This is a genomic window from Halopseudomonas sp. Lyrl_26 (assembly GCF_051948695.1).
Taxonomy (GTDB): Bacteria; Pseudomonadota; Gammaproteobacteria; order Pseudomonadales; family Pseudomonadaceae; genus Halopseudomonas; species Halopseudomonas formosensis.
Map to the genome: position 1 here is coordinate 1 of NZ_JAYJLH010000022.1, position 22,429 is coordinate 22,429.

At 63.0% G+C, this 22,429-nt stretch carries 16 protein-coding genes; 9 read left to right on the plus strand and 7 right to left on the minus strand.

Features of this window, described 5'->3' with window-relative positions:
• Nucleotides 1–159: 159 nt before the first annotated feature.
• The 3 genes from clpB to rluD form a co-directional block, all read right to left on the minus strand.
• Nucleotides 160–2,727 carry an ATP-dependent chaperone ClpB gene (gene clpB, locus VF673_RS14645; RefSeq protein ID WP_440292471.1) on the minus strand — a complete coding sequence of 856 codons (2,568 nt, stop codon included), beginning with the start codon at nucleotides 2,725–2,727 and terminating at the stop codon, nucleotides 160–162.
• A gap of 97 nt (nucleotides 2,728–2,824) precedes the next feature.
• Nucleotides 2,825–3,556, minus strand: coding sequence for a peptidoglycan editing factor PgeF (pgeF, locus tag VF673_RS14650; protein WP_440292472.1), 732 nt, complete (start codon nucleotides 3,554–3,556; stop codon nucleotides 2,825–2,827).
• Nucleotides 3,553–4,512, minus strand: a complete 960-nt coding sequence (gene rluD, locus VF673_RS14655) for a 23S rRNA pseudouridine(1911/1915/1917) synthase RluD (protein WP_440292473.1) — start codon at nucleotides 4,510–4,512, stop codon at nucleotides 3,553–3,555. Before rluD ends, pgeF begins: the two co-directional genes overlap by 4 nt.
• 182 nt (nucleotides 4,513–4,694) lie before the next feature.
• Between rluD and VF673_RS14660 the strand changes: the two genes are divergently transcribed.
• Entirely contained in the window at nucleotides 4,695–5,696 is a 1,002-nt protein-coding gene (locus VF673_RS14660) for an outer membrane protein assembly factor BamD (protein ID WP_440292474.1), read from the plus strand.
• A 332-nt stretch (nucleotides 5,697–6,028) separates the two neighbouring features.
• Here the strand turns inward: VF673_RS14660 and VF673_RS14665 are convergent, their stop codons facing one another.
• Nucleotides 6,029–7,660 carry an NAD+ synthase gene (locus VF673_RS14665; protein WP_440292475.1) on the minus strand — a complete coding sequence of 544 codons (1,632 nt, stop codon included), beginning with the start codon at nucleotides 7,658–7,660 and terminating at the stop codon, nucleotides 6,029–6,031.
• Between the two features lie 135 nt (nucleotides 7,661–7,795).
• Between VF673_RS14665 and VF673_RS14670 the strand changes: the two genes are divergently transcribed.
• The 4 genes from VF673_RS14670 (at nucleotide 7,796) to mqo (ending at nucleotide 13,112) form a co-directional block, all read left to right on the plus strand.
• A complete protein-coding gene (locus VF673_RS14670; RefSeq protein WP_090538387.1) occupies nucleotides 7,796–8,026 on the plus strand; it encodes a PP0621 family protein in 231 nt (76 codons plus the stop codon).
• Nucleotides 8,007–9,599 (plus strand): sensor histidine kinase, encoded by a 1,593-nt coding sequence (locus tag VF673_RS14675; protein WP_440292476.1) that lies wholly within the window; start codon nucleotides 8,007–8,009, stop codon nucleotides 9,597–9,599. The genes VF673_RS14670 and VF673_RS14675 overlap by 20 nt, the downstream gene beginning before the upstream one ends.
• Before the next feature lie 35 nt (nucleotides 9,600–9,634).
• Nucleotides 9,635–10,978: a sigma-54-dependent transcriptional regulator gene (locus tag VF673_RS14680; RefSeq protein WP_440292477.1), complete on the plus strand. Its 1,344-nt coding sequence runs from the start codon at nucleotides 9,635–9,637 to the stop codon at nucleotides 10,976–10,978.
• 646 nt (nucleotides 10,979–11,624) lie between these two features.
• Entirely contained in the window at nucleotides 11,625–13,112 is a 1,488-nt protein-coding gene (gene mqo, locus VF673_RS14685; RefSeq protein ID WP_090538390.1) for a malate dehydrogenase (quinone), read from the plus strand.
• Between the two features lie 43 nt (nucleotides 13,113–13,155).
• Here mqo and VF673_RS14690 read toward each other — a convergent pair whose 3' ends face one another.
• Nucleotides 13,156–13,890 carry a substrate-binding periplasmic protein gene (locus VF673_RS14690; RefSeq protein WP_440292478.1) on the minus strand — a complete coding sequence of 245 codons (735 nt, stop codon included), beginning with the start codon at nucleotides 13,888–13,890 and terminating at the stop codon, nucleotides 13,156–13,158.
• Between the two features lie 116 nt (nucleotides 13,891–14,006).
• Nucleotides 14,007–15,263, minus strand: a complete 1,257-nt coding sequence (gene glyA, locus VF673_RS14695; protein WP_090538392.1) for a serine hydroxymethyltransferase — start codon at nucleotides 15,261–15,263, stop codon at nucleotides 14,007–14,009.
• A 215-nt stretch (nucleotides 15,264–15,478) separates the two neighbouring features.
• Between glyA and ettA the strand changes: the two genes are divergently transcribed.
• The 3 genes from ettA to VF673_RS14710 all read left to right on the plus strand — a co-directional run bounded on the left by ettA (nucleotide 15,479) and on the right by VF673_RS14710 (nucleotide 19,272).
• Nucleotides 15,479–17,143 carry an energy-dependent translational throttle protein EttA gene (gene ettA, locus VF673_RS14700; protein ID WP_320331705.1) on the plus strand — a complete coding sequence of 555 codons (1,665 nt, stop codon included), beginning with the start codon at nucleotides 15,479–15,481 and terminating at the stop codon, nucleotides 17,141–17,143.
• Between the two features lie 268 nt (nucleotides 17,144–17,411).
• On the plus strand, nucleotides 17,412–18,752 hold the full coding sequence (gene gdhA, locus VF673_RS14705; protein ID WP_320331704.1) for an NADP-specific glutamate dehydrogenase: 1,341 nt from the start codon (nucleotides 17,412–17,414) through the stop codon (nucleotides 18,750–18,752).
• Between the two features lie 160 nt (nucleotides 18,753–18,912).
• Nucleotides 18,913–19,272 (plus strand): PilZ domain-containing protein, encoded by a 360-nt coding sequence (locus VF673_RS14710; RefSeq protein ID WP_440292479.1) that lies wholly within the window; start codon nucleotides 18,913–18,915, stop codon nucleotides 19,270–19,272.
• Nucleotides 19,273–19,277: 5 nt separating this feature from the next.
• On the opposite strand, the gene VF673_RS14715 is transcribed toward VF673_RS14710, so the two are convergent.
• The gene (locus tag VF673_RS14715) at nucleotides 19,278–20,396 is read right to left on the minus strand and encodes a methyltransferase (RefSeq protein ID WP_440292480.1); all 1,119 of its coding nucleotides are present in this window, start codon (nucleotides 20,394–20,396) and stop codon (nucleotides 19,278–19,280) included.
• A gap of 155 nt (nucleotides 20,397–20,551) precedes the next feature.
• On the opposite strand from VF673_RS14715, the gene radA reads away from it, so the two are divergent.
• A complete protein-coding gene (radA, locus tag VF673_RS14720) occupies nucleotides 20,552–21,925 on the plus strand; it encodes a DNA repair protein RadA (RefSeq protein ID WP_440292481.1) in 1,374 nt (457 codons plus the stop codon).
• Nucleotides 21,926–22,429: the final 504 nt, after the last annotated feature.

Below are 22,429 nucleotides of genomic sequence, written 5' to 3' on the forward strand. Positions count from 1 at the left end.
TGGCTCGTCCGCGTCATCGAGCTGGTGCTCGACGTTCCCAGGAAACTCGACACTCTCGGAGGGCTCGACGCTCGGCATTACCGGGGAGTGCGGTGTCAAGGGAGTGACCCGGGACGGACGAGCACTGGCTCGTCCACTCCCCAATACCCCTCAACCGCCTCAGCTGGTAAAGCTGAACTCGTCGCCTTCGACGCCGGCCTTGATCACCGCGCCGGGTTCGAAGTCGCCGGCGAGGATGCGTTGGGCCAGCGGGTTTTCGATCCAGCGCTGGATCGCGCGCTTGAGCGGGCGGGCGCCGTAGACCGGGTCGTAGCCGACGGCGATGAGTTTTTCCACCGCTTCGTCGCTCAGTTCCAGATTGAGGTCGCGCTCGGCCAGACGCTGACGCAGGCGGCTGAGCTGGATGTCGGCGATGCCGGCGATCTGCTCCTTGCCCAGCGGCTCGAACACCACCACTTCGTCGATCCGGTTGATGAACTCCGGACGGAAGTGCTGGCCAATGGCGTCCATGGCCGCCGCCCGCTGTGCTTCCACGTCACCGGCCAGTTCCTGGATCTGCGCCGAACCGAGGTTGGAGGTCATCACCACCACGGTGTTGCGGAAGTCCACGGTACGGCCCTGGCTGTCGGTCAGGCGACCATCTTCCAGCACCTGCAGCAGCACGTTGAACACATCCGGGTGTGCCTTCTCCACCTCATCCAGCAGGATCACCGAGTAGGGCTTGCGGCGAACGGCTTCGGTCAGATAGCCCCCTTCCTCATAACCCACATAACCCGGAGGCGCGCCGATCAGCCGGGCCACGGAATGCTTCTCCATGAACTCGGACATGTCGATGCGCACCATGGCGTCTTCGGTGTCGAACAGGAACTCCGCCAGCGCCTTGCACAGCTCGGTCTTGCCCACCCCGGTGGGGCCGAGGAACAGGAAGGAGCCACTGGGCCGGTTCGGGTCCGACAGCCCGGCACGGGAACGGCGCACCGCGTTGGATACGGCAACCACGGCCTCGTGCTGGCCGATCACCCGCTTGTGCAGTTCATCTTCCATGCGCAGCAGCTTGTCCCGCTCGCCTTCGAGCATCTTGGATACCGGGATACCGGTCCACTTGGAGACCACCTCGGCGATTTCCTCGTCGGTCACCTTGTTGCGCAGCAGCTGGTTCTCGGTCTTGCTGTGCTGCTCGGCCATCTGCTGGCTGCGCTCCAGATCGGGGATGATGCCGTACTGCAGCTCGGCCATGCGGTTCAGGTCACCCTTGCGCCGTGCCTGCTCCAGCTCGGCCTTGGCCTGCTCGATTTTCTCCTGCAGCTGTGCAGTGCCCTGCACCTCGGCTTTCTCGGCCTTCCAGATCTCTTCCAGATCGGCGTATTCCTTCTCGACCCGGGCAATCTCTTCCTTCAGCTTCTCCAGACGTTTGCGGGCGGCCTCGTCCTCCTCCTTCTTCAGCGCCTCCTGCTCCACCTTGAGCTGGATCAGGCGACGGTCAAGACGGTCGAGCTCCTCGGGCTTGGAGTCGATCTCCATGCGGATGCGGCTGGCTGCCTCGTCGATCAGATCGATGGCTTTGTCCGGCAGCTGGCGGTCGGTGATGTAGCGGTGCGACAGCTTGGCCGCAGCGATGATGGCGCCGTCGGTGATCGCCACCTTGTGGTGAACCTCGTAACGCTCCTTGAGGCCGCGCAGAATGGCGATGGTGTCTTCCTCGCTCGGCTCATCCACCAGCACCTTCTGGAAGCGGCGCTCCAGAGCGGCGTCTTTCTCGATGTACTGACGGTATTCATCCAGGGTAGTGGCACCCACGCAGTGCAGTTCGCCACGAGCCAGGGCCGGCTTGAGCATGTTGCCGGCATCCATGGAACCTTCGGCCTTGCCGGCCCCGACCATGGTGTGCAGCTCGTCGATGAACAGGATGACCTGCCCTTCCTGCTTGCTCAGCTCGTTGAGGACCGCCTTCAGGCGCTCCTCGAACTCGCCGCGGAACTTGGCCCCGGCGATCAGCGCGCCCATGTCCAGCGACAGCAGACGTTTGCCCTTGAGGCCGTCCGGCACTTCGCCGTTGACGATACGCTGGGCCAGACCTTCGACAATCGCGGTCTTGCCCACCCCGGGCTCACCGATGAGCACGGGGTTGTTCTTGGTACGGCGCTGCAGCACCTGAACGGTACGGCGAATCTCGTCGTCGCGGCCGATCACCGGGTCGAGCTTGCCCTCTTCGGCACGGCGGGTCAGGTCGACGGTGTACTTGTCCAGCGCCTGGCGGGACTCTTCAGCGTTGGGGTCGTTCACGGTTTCACCTCCACGCAGGTTGTCGATGGCTGTTTCCAGAGCCTTGGCAGACACACCCTGCCCCAGCAGTATCTTGCCCAGGCGGGTGTTGCTGTCCATGGCGGCGAGCAGCACCAGCTCACTGGAGATGAACTGGTCGCCCCGCTTCTGCGCCAGGGCATCGGCCTTGTTCAGCAGGCGCGCCAGATCCTGGGACAGGTTGATATCCCCGGTGGGGTTGCTGATGGTCGGCAGCTGCTCCATGGCCTCGCTGAGTTGCTGGCGCAGCGCGTTGAGATCGAAGCCCACCTGCAGCAAAAGCGGTCGAATGGAGCCGTGCTGCTGCTCCATCAAGGCCAGCATCAGGTGCAGGGGGTCAATCTGATTGTGGTCCCGCCCGACAGCCATGGACTGGGCATCGGACAGGGCCACTTGCAGAGTGCTTGTGAGACGGTCGATACGCATGAGTATCCATCCTTAACAGATTCATATGAGATGAATGATAGATAAGGATGATTATCCCGCTTTCAAGGGCAAAAACCTGACGAGCGTCAATTTTCTGTCAGATTGACGCCTCAATCCAGATCAGTGAAGCGAAACGACCGGTCTGTCCGTCCCGGCGATAGGAGTAGAAGCGCACCGAGTCGCTCACGGTGCACCAGCCACCACCATGAATGGCCTCTATCCCCAGCGCCTGCAGGCGCAGTCGCGCCAGCTGATAGATATCCGCCAGATAGTGCCCCGGCCTTGCCGATGGCTTGAAGCAGTCCGCAGCGGCGATGCTGCCGAAGATCTCCTTGACTTCCGGCCCGACCTCGAAGGCGTCGGGACCGATCGCCGGCCCCAGCCAGACCAGCAGCTCCTCCGGGGGCACCTGCATGGCAGCCACGGTATTTTCCAGAATGCCGGAGGCCAGCCCCCGCCATCCGGCATGGGCTGCTGCCACCCGGGTGCCGGCGCGGTCGCAGAACAGGACCGGCAGGCAATCGGCAGTCATCACCGCGCAAGCCACACCCGGCTCGGTGGTCCAGCTGGCGTCAGCCTCTTCCACCAGGCCGGGGGCAGCCTCGACCACATCGGTACTGTGAGTCTGGTCCAGCCAGGCAATGCGGCTACCGGTCAGCCGCGCCAGCTCGGCGCGGTTGGCCAGCACGTGGTTGGCATCGTCGCCCACATGGCTGCCCAGATTGAATCCCTTGAAGCGTCCCTGACTGCAGCCATCCTGGCGCGTCGTCACGCAGGTTCTTACCCATTCGGGAGCAGGCCAGTCGGCCTTCAACCAGAAATCCTTCATTCTTCCTGTTCACCATCGGCGCGCAGCAGCGCCAGCAGCTCCACCATATCCTGCGGCAACGGGGCTTCCCAGCGCATGGGCCGGTTGTCGTCAGGATGTTCCAGTTCCAGTCGCCGGGCATGCAGCGCCTGGCGCGGAAAGTTGCGCAACATCGCGATCAGTTCCGACGATGCGCCCGCCGGTATGCGCAGGCGACCACCATAAGTGCTGTCGCCCACCAGCGGATAATGAATATGGCTCATGTGGACACGGATCTGGTGCGTGCGGCCGGTCTCCAGCTTGACCCGTACATGGGTGTGGGCACGGAAACGACTGATTACCCGGTAATGGCTGACTGCCTCCTTGCCGCCGGCCACCACTGACATCTTCTGGCGATTGGTACCATGCCGGGCAATGGGCGCATCCACCTTGCCACCAGCGGTCATGACACCGACCACCACGCATTCGTATTCCCGGGTCACGGTGCGGTTCTGCAGCTGCACGACCAGATCAGTCTGCGCCTCCAGGGTCTTGGCCACGACCATGAGCCCGGTGGTGTCCTTGTCCAGCCGGTGCACTATGCCCGCCCGCGGCACGGTGGCCAGCTCCGGGGCGTGATGCAGCAGCGCGTTGAGCAGGGTGCCATCCTGATGGCCGGCGGCGGGATGTACCACCAGACCGGCGGGCTTGTTGATCACCAGCAGCGCGTGATCTTCATAGACGATGTCCAGCTTGATGTCCTGTGGCTGCCAGTCGCCCTGGATTTCCCGCTCGGCATCCAGCTCCAGCATCTCGCCGCCATAGACCATGTCCCGGGGACGGATCTGTTTGCCGTCCACGGTCAGGCTGCCGTCCTTGATCCAGCCCTGCAGACGGGAACGGGAGTGGCCGGGGAACAATTGGGCTGCGGCCTGGTCAAGGCGTTGACCACCACACTCGGGAGTGACCTGCGCGGACAGGCGGATTCGTTCTGACATCTGAGGCTCGCTGGCATGCGCCGAGGCGCAGAGATGACACGCAATCCCTTTTGGTTTCGGCTCGACGCTGTGGTTAAATACGGCTTCTGTGCGGGCACAAGAGGTGTCCGGCAACAGTAGCCAACTATAACAGGACGGCTGTCACGGCAACAGCACAAGGTCGTCCCTCCGGATGTCAACATATGTCGATAAAACATCTCATGCTGGTGGGTCTGGTGGTACTGCTGGCAGCCTGCTCATCAAACAAGGCAAACGTACTGGATGAGTCTCTCAGCGAGTCCGAACTGTATGCGATGGCCCAGAAGAATCTGGATGCCAACAACTACAGCATGGCAATCGATTCGCTCCGCGCGCTGGAGTCGCGCTACCCCTTCGGCCGCTTTGCCGAACAGGCCCAGCTGGAGCTGATCTACGCCTACTACCAGAGCATGGAGCTGGAGGCCGCCAAGTCCTCGGCAGACCGCTTCATCCGTCTGCACCCGCAGCATCCCGATGTGGACTACGCCTACTACATGCGTGGCATGACCTCCTTCACCCGTGACCGCGGCCTGTTCGAGCGCTTCCTGCCCCTGGACATGACCCGCCGCGACCCGGGCGCCGCCCGCGACTCCTTCAACGAGTTCGCTCAGCTGGTCAGCCGCTACCCGGACAGTCGCTATGCGCCGGATGCCCGCCTGCGCATGGTCTACCTGCGCAACCTGCTGGCAGCCTACGATGCCCACGTCGGCCACTACTATCTCAAGCGTGGCGCCTATGTGGCGGCGGCCAACCGTGGCCGTTACATTGTCGAGAATTTCCAGCAGACCCCGGCAGTAGGTGACGGCCTGGCGCTGATGGTGGAAGCCTACCGCCGACTGGCAATGGATGATCTGGCCGACAACGCCCTGCTGACCCTGCAGACCAACTACCCCGATCACCCGAGCCTGAAGGGTGGCGAGTTCCGTCACCATGTGGAGCCGGCACAGAAGGATGCGGGCTGGTTCAAGTCCATGACCACCGGCCTGCTGGACAAGGCACTGACCCCGCCGTCGATGAACCGCGAGACACAGATGGAGCGGGAGATGGAGCAGCAGTACCAGAATGCCCGCAGCGCACTGCCCAAGGACATCCGCGCACCCCAGCGGGAAGAGCAGCAGCCCAAGCGCTCGATCTGGAGCCGCATGACCTTCGGATTGTTTGACTGAACGCTACCACCGGGGAGCGTCGAGCTTCCTGGTCGCGTTTCCTGGGAACGTCGAGCACCAGCTCGATGAAATGGACGAGCCAGTGCTCGCCCCTCCCAGGCAACCCCGGACTCCCCACTCCCGAGAACACGGAGCTTCCCGAAAACGTAGAACTCCCGGGAACGTCGAGCACCAGCTCGATGAAGTGGACGAGCCAGTGCTCGCCCCTCCCAGGCAACCCCCGGAACACCCTCCCGGCAACGTTGAACTCCCGGGAACGTCGAGCTTCCCGGGAACGTCGAGCACCAGCTCGATGAAATGGACGAGCCGATGCCGTCCCTCCCGGGTCGCTGTTAGCTCTCCAACGCCCACCTGGCCGTAATCGGCAGCCGCCGATCTCGACCAAAGCCGCGCTGCGTCACTCGGGGGCCTATCGGCGCCTGGCGCCGCTTGTACTCGTTGCGGTCCACCAGGGTCAGCACCCTGTGCACCAGCTCCGCGTCGAAACCCGCTCTGACAATGTCGTCCGCCGACTGATCCTGCTCCACGTACAGGCGCAGTATCTCGTCCAGCACCGGATAGGGCGGCAGGGAATCCTCGTCCTTCTGCCCGGGCGCCAGCTCGGCTGACGGCGGGCGGTCGATGACCCGCTGCGGAATCACCGGTCCGAGGCTGTTACGGTACTCGGCCAGCCGATAGACCATGGTCTTGGGCACATCCTTGAGCACACAGAAGCCCCCGGCCATGTCGCCGTACAGGGTCGAGTAGCCCACCGCCGACTCGCTCTTGTTGCTGGTGGTCAGCACCAGGGCCCCGCTCTTGTTGGACAGGGCCATCAGCAACACGGCACGGCAGCGTGCCTGCAGATTCTCCTCGGTGGTATCACGCTGAGTACCCTCGAACACCGGGGCCAGCGTCGCCATGAAGCTCTCTACCATGGGGGCGATCGGCAGTACCCGGTAGATCACCCCCTGCTGGGTGGCCTGCTCGGCGGCATCATGGATGCTGATTTCCGAGGTGTAGTGGTAGGGCATCATCACCGCTTCCACCCGCTCCGCCCCGAGGGCATCCACCGCTACCGCCATGGTCAGGGCCGAGTCGATACCGCCGGACAGCCCCAGCAATACGCCCTTGAAGCCATTCTTGCCGATGTAGTCGCGAACGCCGACCACCAGCGCCTGATAGATGCTGGCCTCCAGCTCCGGCAGCGGCTCGAGCCGGCCCTGCTGCAATCGCACGCCCTGCTCGTCGAAGTCCACGTCCACCGCAAACAGCCCTTCGTCGTATGCCGGCGCACGCAGGGCGATATCCCCATTGGCCGCCATGGCCAGGGACCCGCCGTCGAATACCAGCTCGTCCTGCCCGCCGATCTGGTTGACATAGAGGACCGGCATGCCACCTTCGGCACAGCGCAGGCGCAGGGTGTCCTCCCGCTCGATCTGCTTGCCCATGTGGAACGGCGACGCATTGATATTGAGCATCAGCCTGGCTCCGGCCTCCCGCGCCTGCTGCATGGGCTCGGGGTGCCAGATATCCTCGCATACGCTCAGGGCCACCTTGAGCCCCTTGATCTCGGTGACGCAGGCGCTGTCGCCCTCGGCAAAGTAGCGCTTTTCGTCGAACACCTTGTAGTTCGGCAGCTTCTGCTTGTCGTAGGTCGCCTGCACCTGGCCATTGAACAGCAGCGCCGCGCGGTTGAAGCAGTGACCGTCCTGTTGCCAGGGGTAGCCGACCAGTATGTGGATGTCCGGCACCCGTTCGGCCAGCTCCGCCAACGCGCGCTCAATGCGCTGCTGCATGCTCGAACGCAGCAGCAGGTCCTCCGGCGGATAGCCGCACAGCGCCAGCTCGGGGAACATGATGGCATCCGCCTGCAGCTCATCCCGCGCGCGGATCGCCGCGTCCACCAGACGCTGCAGGTTGCCGTGAATATCACCGACCCGCAGGTTGAGTTGAGCCAAAACCATTCGCACACGGGCTGTCATCGCCGATCTCCTGTCTCGATAATGGGCATATTGTCGATCAAGCCCGAAGGCGTCGCAACGAGGGCGACAGATCTGTTTGGTACAGTGCCCCGGTGGGATACACTACGGGCTGTTTTCATAGGGACAACGGTACACATGGGCTTGATCAGGTTTCTCATTCTGTTGGCACTGGCCTACGTGGCCTACCTGCTGTGGCGTCGCTTCAAGGCGGCCAGGGCCGAATCGCGGCGCCACGACGCCCCCGAGCCAGAGCGTATGGTCCGCTGCGCCCAGTGTCAGTTGCATCTCCCGGAAAACCTGGCCCTGTACCAGGACGGCAAATGGTATTGCTGCAGCGAGCATCGCGATGTGGACCAGCGCACCTGATACGGTTGACTCCCAACGCCCGAAAATATTGCGTGTTTACAATATCTATCGGGTGGTACTGGGGTTCTTCCTCACCCTGCTGACCAGCTCCGCCCTGCGCGATGGGCTGATCGACCTGCGCAACGCGGACCTCTACGAGAGCCTCAGCTGGATCTACCTGATCGTCAACGTGCTCATCGCACTGTTGCTGCATCAGGGCAAGAAGGACATCCATCTGTTCGTGCTCGCTGCATTGGATATCTTCCTCCTGTCCATGCTGTTCTACGCAGCTGGCGGCGCCGCCAGCGGTCTGGGCAACCTGCTGATCATTCCGGTGGCCTCGGGCAACATCCTGCTGCATGGGCGCATCGGCCTGCTGCTGGCGGCACTGGCCAGCATGGCGCTCATCTACCTGACCTTCTTCCTCAGCCTCTCCGATCCCGCGCTGAACCAGAACTACCTGCAGGTCGGCGTGCTGGGCTGCATCTATTTTGCCGTTGCCCTGTTCGTGCAGCGCCTCAGCCGCCGCCTGCGTCATTCGGAAAGCCTGGCTCAACAGCACGCCGCCAGCCTGGCCAGCCTGGAAAAGCTCAACCAGGTGATCATCCAGCGCATGCGTACCGGCATCATGGTGCTCAACAACAACCATCAGGTCCTGCTGGCCAATGAAGCGGCGGCGCAGATGCTGGGCAAGGCGGTGATCCGTGGCATGGAGGTGGACCGACTGGCACCGGAGCTGGGCCAGCGCCTGCGCCAGTGGCAGATCAACCCCAGCATCCGCGGTCTGCCCTTCCGCAATCACGTGGGCGGCGTTGAAATCATGGCCAGCTTCAAGCGCCTGCCCGAAGAGGATAACGAGTCGACCCTGGTATTTCTGGATGACAACACCGTGGTGGCGCAGCAGGCCCAGCAACTCAAGCTGGCTTCCCTGGGGCGGCTGACCGCCAGCATTGCCCACGAGATCCGCAACCCCCTCAGCGCCATCAGCCATGCGGCGCAGTTGCTGGCCGAATCCCCCAGCTTCCAGGACCAGGATCGCCGCCTCACCGACATCATCCAGCAGCATTCCCGCCGCATGAACCGGGTGATAGAAACCGTGCTGGAACTGTCCCGCCGCCGCCAGAGCGATCCCCAGCTGCTGGATCTGACCCTGTGGCTGGCGCATTTCGTCCGCGACTACGAGCTGGCCAATCCCAGCACCGACATCATCGAGTGCGAGTTCGAGAAGGAAGGCGTACTCACCCGCATGGACCCGAACCAGCTCAACCAGGTGCTGACCAATCTCTGCCAGAACGCCTTCCGCTACAGCGGCGAACCCGGCAGCCCCCGCACCATCTGGCTGAAGCTGTATGAGGACCGGGAAAGCGGTCTGCCGATTCTCGAAGTGATAGATCACGGTCCCGGAATCGACGACCGCAACATACCCCAGGTCTTCGAGCCCTTCTTTACCACCGAAAGCACCGGCACGGGACTGGGCCTGTATATCTCCAGGGAACTGTGTGAGAGCAACCAGGCGCGACTGGAGTACCGGCGACTGGAACCCCGGGGCAGCTGCATGCGGATTGTCTTCGCCCACCCCAAACGACTGGTATGATGTCGGTCAGATAGTTTTTACGCACGGAGCATCCAGTGAACAAACCGCTGGCACTGATCATTGACGACGAGCCGGACATTCTCGAGCTTCTGGATCTGACCCTCGGCCGCATGAACGTCCAGACCCGGACTGCCACAACGGTCGCCGAAGCCCTCGACCTGCTGGCCCGACAGCAGTTTGATCTCTGCCTGACCGACATGCGCCTGCCCGATGGCGAAGGGCTGAGCATAGTCCGGCACATACAGCAGCATTACCCTGCCACCCCGGTGGCCATGATCACCGCCTACGGCAGCCTGGACACCGCCATCAACGCGCTCAAGTCCGGGGCCTTCGACTTCGTTACCAAGCCGGTGGAACTGCAGCGTCTGCGCGAGCTGATCAACACCGCCCTGCGCCTGACCGGCCCCAGGCAGAAGGCCGACGCTGCCACTGCGGACGACGACCCCATCCTCGGCACCTCGCCGCCGATCCAGCAGATGCGGCGTCAGATCCTCAAGCTGGCCCGCAGCGAGGCGCCCATCTATATCAGTGGCGAGTCCGGCAGCGGCAAGGAGCTGGTGGCCCGGCGAATCCACGAGCTGGGTCCCCGTTCCTGTCACCCCTTCGTGCCGGTCAACTGCGGGGCCATTCCCTCCGAGCTGATGGAGAGCGAATTCTTCGGCCACCGCAAGGGCGCCTTCACCGGCGCCGTGGCGGACAAGCCCGGCCTGTTCCAGGCAGCCTGTGGCGGCACCCTGTTCCTCGACGAGGTCGCCGACCTGCCGCTGGCCATGCAGGTCAAGCTGCTGCGTGCGATCCAGGAAAAGGCCGTACGCCCGGTCGGCACCCAGCAGGAGGAAACGGTCAACGTCCGCCTGCTGTGCGCGACCCACAAGGATCTTGCCCTGGAAGTGGCCGAAGGCCGCTTCCGCCAGGATCTGTTCTACCGTCTCAATGTCATCGAGCTGCGCGTACCCCCGCTGCGTGAGCGGCGCGAGGATATCCCGCTGATGGTCCGGCACATACTGCAGCAACTTGCCGCCAGGGTCGGCGTGGAGCCGCCGAATGTTCACCCCGATTGCATGGAACGTCTGAGCAACTACCGCTTCCCCGGCAACGTGCGGGAACTGGAAAACATCCTCGAGCGCGCCTTCACCCTGTGCGACAACGACGTCATTACCGCGGCGGATATCCAGCTCAACACCGCCCCGGTTCCCGGCGACGAAACCGACCTGACCCAGATCGACTCGCTGGAGGACTTCCTTGATGACATCGAACGCAAGGCCCTGACCCAGGCCCTGGAAGAAACCCGCTGGAACAAGACCGCCGCCGCCCGCCGCCTCGGGCTGACCTTCCGCTCGCTGCGCTACCGGTTGAAGAAACTGGGGCTGGAGGATTGAACCGGCGGGACAGCCGTACCCGCCCCGGTGCGAACAGGTGCTCGCCCGGTTCGCACCGAGGCGGTGCTCCTACAATCTAGCTCCCCGGGTAAAATCGAACCCTGCACCTTCGCCGTAGGAGCACCCGCCCCGGGTGCGAACAAATGCCCGCCCCAATTCGCACCGAGGCGGTGCTCCTACAATTGAGCCCAACCACCTCGGGTAAAATCGAACCCTGCACCTCAGTCGTAGGAGCACCCGCCCCGGGTGCGAACAAATGCCGGTCCGCTTCGCACCGGGGGCGGTGCTCCTACAATTGAGCCCAACCACCCCGGTAAAATCGAACCCTGCACCTCAGTCGTAGGAGCACCCGCCCCGGGTGCGAACAAATGCCGGTCCGCTTCGCACCGGGGGCGGTGCTCCTACAATTGGGCCCAACCACCCCGGTAAAATCGGACCCTGCACCTTAGTCGTAGGAGCACCCGCCCCGGGTGCGAACAAATGCCCGCCCTCGGCACAAAAAGGGTCTAGAATCAGGGTATTCCCTCGGCCGACACTTCAGCCCTTCCCCCACTAAACACCCGTTTGAATAGTCCTAAAGCTTATGACACCCGGTGAGATAAAACGGGTATGATACGCGCAGTTTTTTGTAAGAGGCGACATGTTAATGACAGCAAAAGATGTAGACGTATTGCTTGTCGGTGGTGGCGTCATGAGCGCCACGCTCGGAATGTTGCTCAAACAGCTGGATCCGCATATGGCCATTACCCTGGTCGAACGTCTGGATCACGTTGCTCACGAGAGCACGGATGGCTGGAACAATGCCGGCACTGGGCACGCCGGTTACTGTGAGCTGAACTACACCCCCGAAGCCGATGATGGCAGCATCACTATCAACCGCGCGTTGTCTATCAATGCCAACTTCGAGGTGACCCTGCAGTTCTGGTCCCACCTCGTGGAGCAGCAGATACTGCCGGCGCCCACCAAGTTCATCAATCCCACCGCCCATCAGAGCTTCGTCTGGGGTGAAAAGGACGTTGCCTTCCTGCGCAAGCGGCATGAACTGCTCAGCGCCCATCACCTGTTCGCAGACATGCAGTACAGCGAGTCGCCGGAACAGATCGCCGAGTGGATGCCGCTGGTCATGCAGCAGCGCCAGCTCAACCAGCCCATCGCCGCCACCCGGGTAGAGTATGGTTCGGACGTCGACTTCGGCTCCCTGACCCGTAACATGGTCCGGCACCTCACCAGCCTGGACAACTTCCAGCTGCACCTGAGCCATTCGGTCAAGAGCCTGCGCAAGAGCAAGAGCGGTCGCTGGCGTGTCACCGTGCGCGACGAACAGAGCGGCGAAGACAAGGTATTCAAGGCTAACTTCGTGTTCCTCGGCGCCGGTGGCGGCGCCCTGCCCCTGCTGCAGAAGTCCGGGATCGACGAGAGCCAGGGATACGGCGGCTTCCCGGTCAGCGGTCAATGGCTGGTATGCAAGAAACAGGAAATCGTCGAGCAGCACCATTCCAAGGTGTACGGCAAGGCAGCCGTGGGCGCTCCGCCCATGTCGGTGCCCCACCTGGACACCCGGATCATCAACGGCCAGCCCGCACTGCTGTTCGGCCCCTTTGCCGGTTTCACTACCAAGTTCCTGAAAAAGGGCTCGGTGCTGGATCTGTTCACTTCGGTCAAGCCCAACAACCTGGCGCCGATGATGGCGGTGGGTCGCGACAACATGGACCTGACCCGTTATCTGATCGCCGAATCACTGCAGTCGCACAAGAGCCGTGTGGCCTCCCTGCGCAACTTCTTCCCTGACGCCAAGGAAGAAGACTGGACCCTGCAGAATGCCGGCATGCGGGTACAGATCATCAAGAAGGACGCCAAGGGCCACGGCAAGCTCGAGTTCGGTACCGAAATCGTCGCCGCGAAGGATGGCACCCTGGCTGCACTGCTGGGCGCCTCCCCCGGGGCCTCCACGGCGGTGCAGGCCATGATCGATGTGCTGGAGCGCTGCTTCCCCGAGCGCATGGCCTCAGCCCAATGGCAGAGCCGCATGAAGGAACTGGTGCCCTCCTATGGCCAGTCCCTGGTCGAGGACGCCGAACTGCTCAAGAAGGTGCGCGAGCGCACCCTGAGCACGCTGAACCTGCGTCGCGACTGAGCCACCTGCAGCAGGCGGGCCTCGGCCCGTCTGCCTGCGTTGATCAGAGATTCACCTCCATCTGTGCATCCCTCGCCTTCAGGCGGTCGAAGGCTTCATCCAGATCCTGTTTGAGCTGCTCTGCAAAGCCCGAATGCCGTGACAGCAGAAGCCGCATCGGCAATTCCACTACCGGCACCCAGGGCAAGGGTTCCATCTCCAGCGACCCCAGTGCCGACTGCACCTGGCTGCGATAATCCAGCAGATAATCCCCTCGCCCCTGCCTGAGCATCTTCACTGCCCCGGTATGTGAATTGCTGCGAAGAATCGACAGATTGCGCGACGGATCTGCCAGCAGATTGCGCAGCTCCTCGGTATAGGTGTAGTTGGTGATGGTGATGACGCTGCCGTTACGCAGGTCATCCGGCCATACAGGGGGCGCCCGCCCCGGCAGGTAATAGAGGTTGATGCCGACATAGCCCAGATCGCGTTCGGTCTGGATGGTGTGCTCGATGAGCCCGGGCTTGTTGAAGATGCCCGGCCAGGCATGGATGCTGCCGTTCTCCAGCCCCCGCCAGATGCGTGCCGCCGGGAGTATCGACTTCCTTATCGGGTAGCCTGCCTCGGCGAAGATCCTCTCCACCATCTCCACGCCGCGGCCGACCACCTCACCGGAGGGCGACAACTCCGAGTACCCGGCAAACCCGAGGAAAACCAGATTCACTTCCGGCTTGCCCTCGGCCCGCAGTACGCCCATCCCTGCCAGCATCAGTATCAGGCCGATTGCCGCGTTGCGCATGTCCTTATCTCCGCAGTCCCGATCACCCCAGCCTACCCAGCCCGGTACAAATTGCAATAAAAAACCCCCTGCCGGATTACCGACAGGGGGTCTGAGCTAGCTTGGGCGCAGTCGAATCAGTCGACGTACACCGGGAAGCGGGCGCAGATGGCCTTGACCTGATCGCGCACCCGATCCACCACGGACTCGTCACCCATGTTGTCCAGGATGTCGCAGATCCAGCCGGCCAGCTCGCGGCACTCGGCTTCCTTGAAACCACGGGTGGTAACGGCAGGAGTACCGATGCGCAGACCCGAGGTCACGAAGGGCGAACGGGGATCGTTCGGCACCGCGTTCTTGTTCACGGTGATGAAGGCGCGACCCAGGGCGGCGTCCGCATCCTTGCCGGTGATGTCCTGCTTGATCAGGGACAGCAGGAACAGGTGGTTCTGGGTGCCACCGGAAACCACGTCGAAGCCGCGCTCGATGAAGACGCCGGCCATGGCCTGGGCATTCTTCACTACCTGCTGCTGGTAGGCCTTGAACTCGTCGCTCATGGCTTCCTTGAAGCAGATGGCCTTGGCAGCAATCACGTGCATCAGCGGACCACCCTGACCACCGGGGAATACGGCGGAATTCAGCTTCTTCTCCAGCTCCTCGTTGGCGCGGGCGAGGATCAGACCACCGCGGGGGCCACGCAGGGTCTTGTGGGTAGTGGTGGTGACCACGTCAGCGTAGGGCACCGGGTTGGGGTAGACGCCAGCGGCGACCAGACCGGCCACGTGGGCCATGTCGACGAACAGGTAGGCACCGACCTTGTCAGCGATCTCGCGGAAGCGGGCGAAATCCAGAATCTGGGAATAGGCAGAGAAGCCGGCAATGATCATCTTCGGCTTGTGTTCGACAGCCAGGCGCTCGACCTCGTCGTAGTCGATCAGACCGGTCTCGGTGTCGATACCGTACTGGATGGCGTTGTACATCTTGCCGGAGAAGTTGACCGCTGCGCCGTGGGTCAGGTGGCCACCGTGGGCCAGGCTCATGCCCAGTACGGTATCACCGGCCTGCAGCAGCGCCTGGAACACGGCACTGTTGGCCTGGGAGCCGGCATGGGGCTGAACGTTGGCGTAATCGGCACCGAACAGGGCCTTGGCACGGTCGATCGCCAGCTGCTCGGCCACGTCGACAAACTCACAGCCGCCGTAGTAACGCTTGCCCGGGTAACCTTCGGCATACTTGTTGGTGAGCACCGAACCCTGCGCCTGCATGACCGCAGGACTGGTGTAGTTCTCGGAAGCGATCAGCTCGATGTGCTCTTCCTGCCGCTGAGCTTCCTGCTGCATAGCAGACCACAGCTCGGGGTCGAAGGAGGCAATATCGTTGGAACGGCTAAACATGTCACGGCCCTCTGCCAGAGATGTACAAATAAAAAAGAGGCCGCATTTTACCTCAAACCGTTACAGACTGGCACATGAAAAGGATTCAGGCGGTCGAATGGTTGGGTTCATGGTGCCACATTTGCCCTCACCCCCGACTTCAGCTAGCCTTGCCCACCATTCCGCACCCGTTCGAGGTGCCACTCCCTCTATTTCGTAATCAAGGTTATTTCCACATGGCCCAATACGTATACAGCATGCATCGGGTGAGCAAGGTAGTGCCGCCCAAACGGCAGATCCTCAAGGACATTTCCCTGTCGTTCTTCCCCGGTGCCAAGATCGGCGTGCTCGGCCTCAACGGCGCGGGCAAATCCACCCTGCTGCGCATCATGGCCGGCGTTGACAAGGAGTTCGATGGCGAAGCCCGGCCCATGCCCGGGATCAAGGTCGGCTACCTGCCCCAGGAGCCGGAGCTGGATGCGGACAAGACCGTGCGCGAGATCGTCGAGGAGGCCGTGAGTGAGATCAAGGACGCCCAGGCCCGTCTGGATGAAGTCTACGCCGCCTATGCCGAGCCGGATGCGGACTTCGACGCCCTGGCCGCCGAGCAGGCCAGGCTGGAGGCCATCCTCCAGGCCGCAGATGGGCACAACCTCGACCGTCAGCTGGAAGTGGCCGCCGACGCCCTGCGGCTGCCGCCGTGGGATGCGGTGATCGGCCACCTGTCCGGTGGTGAGAAGCGCCGCGTCGCCCTGTGCCGTCTGCTGCTGTCCGCGCCGGACATGCTGCTGCTGGACGAACCCACCAACCACCTGGACGCCGACTCGGTCGCCTGGCTGGAGCGTTTCCTCCACGACTTCCCGGGTACCGTGGTAGCCATCACCCACGACCGTTACTTCCTCGACAATGTCGCCGGCTGGATTCTCGAGCTGGACCGCGGCCATGGCATCCCCTTCGAGGGCAACTACTCCCAGTGGCTGGAATCCAAGTCCGCCCGTCTGGAGCAGGAGGCCAAGCAGGAAGCCGCCCATGCCAAGGCCATGAAGGCCGAGCTGGAGTGGGTACGCCAGGGCGTGAAGGGGCGTCAGGCCAAGTCCAAGGCCCGTCTGCAACGCTTCGAAGAGATGCAGTCGCAGGAATTCCAGAAGCGCAGCGAAACCAACGAGATCTATATTCCCGCCGGTCCGCGACTGGGTGACAAGGTCATCGAGCTGCACAACGTCACCAAGAGCTATGGCGACCGTGTACTGATCGACGACCTGAGTCTGAGCATTCCCAAGGGCGCCATCGTTGGGGTGATCGGTGGCAACGGAGCAGGCAAGTCGACCCTGCTGCGCATGATCACCGGCAAGGAACAGCCCGACAGCGGTGAGATCATCATTGGTGAAACGGTGAAGATCGCCAGCGTGGATCAGAGCCGGGACAACCTTGATGGCAACAAGACCGTCTGGGAACAGGTCTCCGACGGCTTCGACATGATCACCGTGGGCAGCTACGAAGTGCCCTCCCGCGGCTACGTCGGACGCTTCAACTTCAAGGGCGCCGACCAGCAGAAGTTCGTCAAGGATCTGTCCGGCGGTGAACGCGGTCGTCTGCACCTGGCGCTGACGCTGAAGCAGGGCGGCAACGTGCTGCTGCTCGACGAACCCTCGAACGATCTGGACGTGGAAACCCTGCGCGCGCTGGAAGAGGCTCTGCTGGACTTTCCCGGCTCGGCCATCGTCATCTCCCACGACCGCTGGTTCCTTGACCGGATCGCCACCCACATCCTCTCCTACGAGGACGACGCCAAGGTGGTATTCTTCGAGGGCAACTACACCGAGTTCGAAGAAGACCGCAAGAAACGCCTGGGCGAGGCCGCTGCCCAGCCGCATCGCGTACGCTACAAGAAGCTGGCCTGAGAAAAGTCACATTTTTCGGGAACTTTTCTGGTGCATTGCCTGCGACCGAATGGCGCAGGCAATGCAGCCCTCCCGAATCAGAAAAAATTCTTGCAAAACAATCATATAGCATGAAAAACCCACCCCCGGGCGTGGGTGGCGCTGAGCTTTCTCCTCCAATCAATAGCGCAGAAAGGGTGCAGAAATTTCTTTCCCTGCTATTTCAGAGTGCACTCGCCTCTGATAAATTTGCGCCATTACGTCTTAAACTTGCAAAAAAGAGACTTCCATGACTGACACCCTGAACGCCTGCCTGGCGCACCTGAAGCTGCGCGATCCAGACCAACCCGAATTCCACCAGGCAGCCGAAGAGGTATTGTCCACACTGTGGCCGTTCCTGGAAGAAAACCCCAAGTACCTCAAGGCGGGCATCATCGAGCGCCTGATCGAGCCCGAGCGGGTCATCATGTTCCGCGTGCCGTGGATGGATGATAACGGTCAGGTTCACGTCAACCGCGGCTACCGCGTGCAGATGAACAGCGCTATCGGCCCGTACAAGGGCGGCCTGCGTTTCCACCCCTCGGTCAACCTGGGCGTGCTCAAGTTCCTGGCCTTCGAGCAGGTATTCAAGAACGCGCTGACCACCCTGCCCATGGGCGGCGGCAAGGGCGGCTCGGACTTCGACCCCAAGGGCAAGAGCAACGCTGAAGTGATGCGCTTCTGCCAGTCCTTCATGACCGAGCTGTCGCGCCACATCGGCGAGAATCTGGACATCCCCGCCGGCGACATCGGCGTCGGTGCCCGGGAGATCGGCTTCCTGTATGGCCAGTACAAGCGCCTGCGCAACGAATTCACTTCGGTACTGACCGGCAAGGGCCTGACCTACGGTGGCAGCCTGATCCGTCCCGAAGCAACCGGTTACGGCTGCGTGTATTTCACCGAGGAAATGCTCAAGGAGTGCAACCGCAGCTTCGAAGGCAAGCGCGTGGCGATTTCCGGTTCCGGCAACGTGGCGCAGTACGCGGCACTGAAGGCCATGGAACTGGGTGCCAAGGTCATCTCGGTATCCGACTCCGGTGGCACCCTGTACTTCCCCGAGGGCATGACCACCGAACAGTGGCACTACCTGATGGATCTGAAGAACGAGCGCCGCGCCCGCCTGCTGGACATGGCCAATGAGCTGAATCTGGAGTTCCTCGCCGGTCAGCGCCCCTGGCACCTGCCCTGTGACATAGCCCTGCCCTGCGCTACCCAGAACGAGCTCAATGGGGATGACGCGCGCACGCTGGTCGCCAACGGCTGCTTCTGCGTCGCCGAGGGTGCCAACATGCCCTCGACCCTGGAGGCCATCGACGTCTTCCAGGAAGCCCGCATCCTGTTCGCCCCGGGCAAGGCAGCCAACGCCGGCGGCGTCGCTGTCAGCGGTCTGGAGATGAGCCAGAACGCCATGCGCATGCAGTGGACCGATGGCGAAGTCGATACCCGCCTGCACGCCATCATGCAATCCATCCACTCGGCCTGTGAGCGCTATGGCAAGTGCGAGGATGGTTACATCGATTACGTCAAGGGCGCCAACATCGCCGGCTTCGTCAAGGTAGCCGACGCCATGCTGGCCCAAGGCGTGGTCTGATCCGAGGTATCGGCGAGTCCGATCACGGCTCGCCAACCCGCGGCGTAGCGCATCTGCGCTACGCCTGCAGCCCCTCCGCTACACATCGTCGCACAATCCCGTACCCCACCTGCCAGCGACTATACTCAGCCCAATGCCCACTCCATCAGTGAGGGCCGCCATGCCTGATGACCGCCGCCGTTTCAGCCGTATCCCCTTCGATGCCCCCGTCCGTCTGCACCAGGAGGACTGGCATGCGGTGGCCGGGCTGGTGGATATTTCCCTGCGCGGTCTGCTGATACTCCAGCCGGATGGCTGGTCCCGGATCCAGCCTGATCAGCCGTTCCATGCCGTGATCGAACTATCACCTGTCGAGCATATCCATATGGACGTCCGCATGGCCTTCGCCCGCGAGGGACTGGTGGGGCTGGAGTGTCAACACATCGATCTGGACTCGATCAGCCACCTCAAGCGCCTGATCATGCTCAACCTGGGTGACGAGGCACTGGCCGAGCGCGAGCTGGCCGCCCTCTACCACTGACCCGCTCAGCTGGCCCGCAGCACCACGAACTTGGCATTGCCCCCTACCTGCTCGACGCGGCGGAAGAATCGCCGCAGCTTGACGTGGTAGCCCAGATGCCGATTGCCCACCACCAGCAACGCGCCGCCCTCGACCAGTGCCCGCCGGCTCTGCTGGAACAGGCGCATGGCGATCTCATCACCTATGACCTGCTGCTGGTGAAATGGCGGGTTGCACAGCACCAGATCGGCCGAGCCCGGCACAGCATCCAGCAGACCATCGGCGACCCGGAACTGCGCCTGCCGCCCGGGAAAGGCTGCGGCAAAGTTGTCCCGGGCCGAGGCCACCGCCGCATAGGATTCGTCAATAAAGCTCAGCTGCGCATCGGGATTGTACAACGCGGCCTGGATACCCAGAGCGCCATTGCCGCAGCCCAGATCCACGATCCGTGCTGCCTTCACATCGACAGGGATGCAGGGCAGCAGCACCCGAGTCCCTATATCCAGTCGATCCCGGGAGAAGACGCCGGGCCGGTTGGTCAGCAGAACGCCGGTATCTGCCAGCTCGTACCGGGTGACCAGATCAGGAGTCTTCGGTGCAGGGTCTTCGCTAGTAATGGCGATCAGCAGGCGGGATTTCTTCCAGGCCAGGCTCGCCTGATAGGGGCCGATATAGCGCTCCAGCAGACCACCCGCCGTGGGCGGCAGGTGCTTGAGCATGGCGCCGGCTATCACCGTCACGCCGGCACCCAGCAGCGGGCGCAGCCGGCTCAGCTGGTCTTCCAGCAGAGCCAGGCTCTTGGGAATGCGCAGCAGAACGCGGTCCACCGGCCCGACTGGGAGCTGCTGGCTGTCGACAAAGTCCACCTGCTCGGCGGCCAATGTATTGCGTTCCAGATTCAGTCGCAGGGCCCGCTCGGCAAGAAAGGAATCGCTCCAGCTGGTGACCTGACAGCCGCCCCGGGCCAGGGCGCAGGCCAGGCTGCCGAAGTTGTCATTGATCACCAGCACTCGCCCGCCAGCCCCCGGATGGCACTGCTGCAGCAAATGGAGATCTGCCGCATCCCAGGCCTGCAAGGTTGGGTTGGCGGTCGGCGGATAGCGGTCGAGCGTCAACACGCCGAAAGGAGTTTCACATTCTTGCATGGATTACCGGGGGTCGGTTTCGGGGGCGCACAGTATACCCCAGCGCCGGGGCCGACGGGCTGGCGGCGGCCCGGCTCGATATCGCCAACCACCACCGGATTTATTCGATGGTGACCGGTATAGTGAGCGCTGCACGAACTCCAACTGGATCAACGATGGCGAAGAACAAGCGACTCTACGGCTGCACCGAATGCGGTGCCACCTTCAGCAAATGGGCCGGCCAATGCTCGGAATGCCAGGCCTGGAACACACTGGTGGAGACGGTTATCGACACTACCCCGGTCGGCGGCAGCAGTGCCGGACGCAGCAGCCACTGGGCCGGCGAAGCCGCGCAGGTAAAGACCCTGGCCGAGGTCTCCACGGAGGAAACACCACGCCAGCCCAGCGGCTCCTCGGAACTGGACCGGGTACTGGGCGGTGGGCTGGTCAGCGGATCCGTGGTGCTGATCGGCGGCGATCCGGGTATCGGCAAATCCACCATATTGCTGCAGACCCTGTGTCAGCTGGCCCGCAACATGCCCGCGCTCTATGTGACCGGTGAGGAATCCCAGCAGCAGGTGGCCATGCGCGCCGAACGCCTCGGCCTGCCACGGGACCAGCTCAAGGTCATGACCGAGACCTGTATCGAGAACATCATAGCCACTGCCCGCCGTGAGCAGCCCCGAGTCATGGTGGTGGACTCCATCCAGACCATTTTCACAGAGCAGTTGCAGTCGGCCCCCGGCGGTGTCGCCCAGGTCCGCGAGAGCGCTGCCCTGCTGGTACGTTTCGCCAAGCAGAGCGGCACGGCGATCTTCCTGGTCGGCCACGTGACCAAGGAAGGCTCCCTGGCCGGGCCCCGCGTACTGGAGCACATGGTCGACACGGTGCTCTATTTCGAGGGCGAATCCGATGGCCGTCTGCGCATGCTGCGTGCGGTGAAGAACCGCTTCGGCGCAGTCAACGAGCTCGGCGTCTTTGCCATGACCGACAAGGGCCTGAAGGAGGTAGCCAACCCCTCGGCGATCTTCCTGTCGCGCTACGACGCGCCCATCCCCGGCAGTGTGGTCATGTCTACCTGGGAAGGCTCACGACCCATGCTGGTTGAAGTGCAGGCACTGGTCGACGCCAGCCATCTGGGCAACCCGCGGCGGGTGACCCTGGGGCTGGATCAGAACCGCCTGGCCATGCTGCTCGCCGTACTGCACCGCCACGGCGGGGTGGCCACCTATGATCAGGACGTATTCGTCAACGTGGTCGGCGGGGTCAAGGTGCTGGAAACCGCCGCCGACCTGGCGCTGCTTGCCGCAGTCATCTCCAGCCTGCGCAACCGCCCGCTGCCGATGGATCTGATGGTATTCGGTGAACTGGGACTGTCCGGCGAGATCCGCCCGGTACCCAGCGGTCAGGAGCGCCTGAAGGAGGCAGCCAAGCATGGCTTCACCCGCGCCATAGTGCCCAAGGCCAACGCCCCCAAGGAGGCCCCCAAGGGCATGCAGGTGGTTGCCGTCACCCGCCTGGATGAAGCGCTGGGGGTGCTGTTCGAGTAGGAGCACCCGCCCCGGGTGCGAACAACGGCCGGCTCGGTGTTCTGGCTTCACCCTTCGCACCGAGGGCGGTGCTCCTACAACCAACACGCGTCTCCTGCGTAGGAGCACCCGCCCCGGGTGCGAATAACGGCCGGCTCGGTGTTCTGGCTTCACCCTTCGCACCGAGGGCGGTGCTCCTACAACCAACACGCGTCTCCTGCGTAGGAGCACCCGCCCCGGGTGCGAACAAGGGCCGGCTCGGTGTTCTGGCTTCACCCTTCGCACCGGGGGCGGTGCTCCTACAATCAAACACGAACCCACCGTAGGAGCACCCGCCCCGGGTGCGAACAACGGCCGGCTCGGTGTTCTGGCTTACCCTTCGCACCGAGGGCGGTGCTCCTACAATCAACACACGCTTCCACCGTAGGAGCACCCGCCCCGGGTGCGAACAACGGCCGGCTCGGTGTTCTGGCTTCACTCTTCGCACCGAGGGCGGTGCTCCTACACAACATGCGCCTCTCCTGT

Coding starts and splice junctions, on each gene's coding strand:
- ettA (WP_320331705.1), top strand. CDS start 15,479: ATGGCCCAATACGTATACAGCATGCATCGGGTGAGCAAGGTAGTGCCG.
- VF673_RS14675 (WP_440292476.1), top strand. CDS start 8,007: ATGTGGACCAGCGCACCTGATACGGTTGACTCCCAACGCCCGAAAATA.
- gdhA (WP_320331704.1), top strand. CDS start 17,412: ATGACTGACACCCTGAACGCCTGCCTGGCGCACCTGAAGCTGCGCGAT.
- mqo (WP_090538390.1), top strand. CDS start 11,625: ATGACAGCAAAAGATGTAGACGTATTGCTTGTCGGTGGTGGCGTCATG.
- VF673_RS14690 (WP_440292478.1), bottom strand. CDS start 13,890: ATGCGCAACGCGGCAATCGGCCTGATACTGATGCTGGCAGGGATGGGC.
- VF673_RS14710 (WP_440292479.1), top strand. CDS start 18,913: ATGCCTGATGACCGCCGCCGTTTCAGCCGTATCCCCTTCGATGCCCCC.
- glyA (WP_090538392.1), bottom strand. CDS start 15,263: ATGTTTAGCCGTTCCAACGATATTGCCTCCTTCGACCCCGAGCTGTGG.
- VF673_RS14660 (WP_440292474.1), top strand. CDS start 4,695: ATGTCGATAAAACATCTCATGCTGGTGGGTCTGGTGGTACTGCTGGCA.
- rluD (WP_440292473.1), bottom strand. CDS start 4,512: ATGTCAGAACGAATCCGCCTGTCCGCGCAGGTCACTCCCGAGTGTGGT.
- VF673_RS14715 (WP_440292480.1), bottom strand. CDS start 20,396: ATGCAAGAATGTGAAACTCCTTTCGGCGTGTTGACGCTCGACCGCTAT.
- VF673_RS14670 (WP_090538387.1), top strand. CDS start 7,796: ATGGGCTTGATCAGGTTTCTCATTCTGTTGGCACTGGCCTACGTGGCC.
- pgeF (WP_440292472.1), bottom strand. CDS start 3,556: ATGAAGGATTTCTGGTTGAAGGCCGACTGGCCTGCTCCCGAATGGGTA.
- VF673_RS14665 (WP_440292475.1), bottom strand. CDS start 7,660: ATGACAGCCCGTGTGCGAATGGTTTTGGCTCAACTCAACCTGCGGGTC.
- radA (WP_440292481.1), top strand. CDS start 20,552: ATGGCGAAGAACAAGCGACTCTACGGCTGCACCGAATGCGGTGCCACC.
- clpB (WP_440292471.1), bottom strand. CDS start 2,727: ATGCGTATCGACCGTCTCACAAGCACTCTGCAAGTGGCCCTGTCCGAT.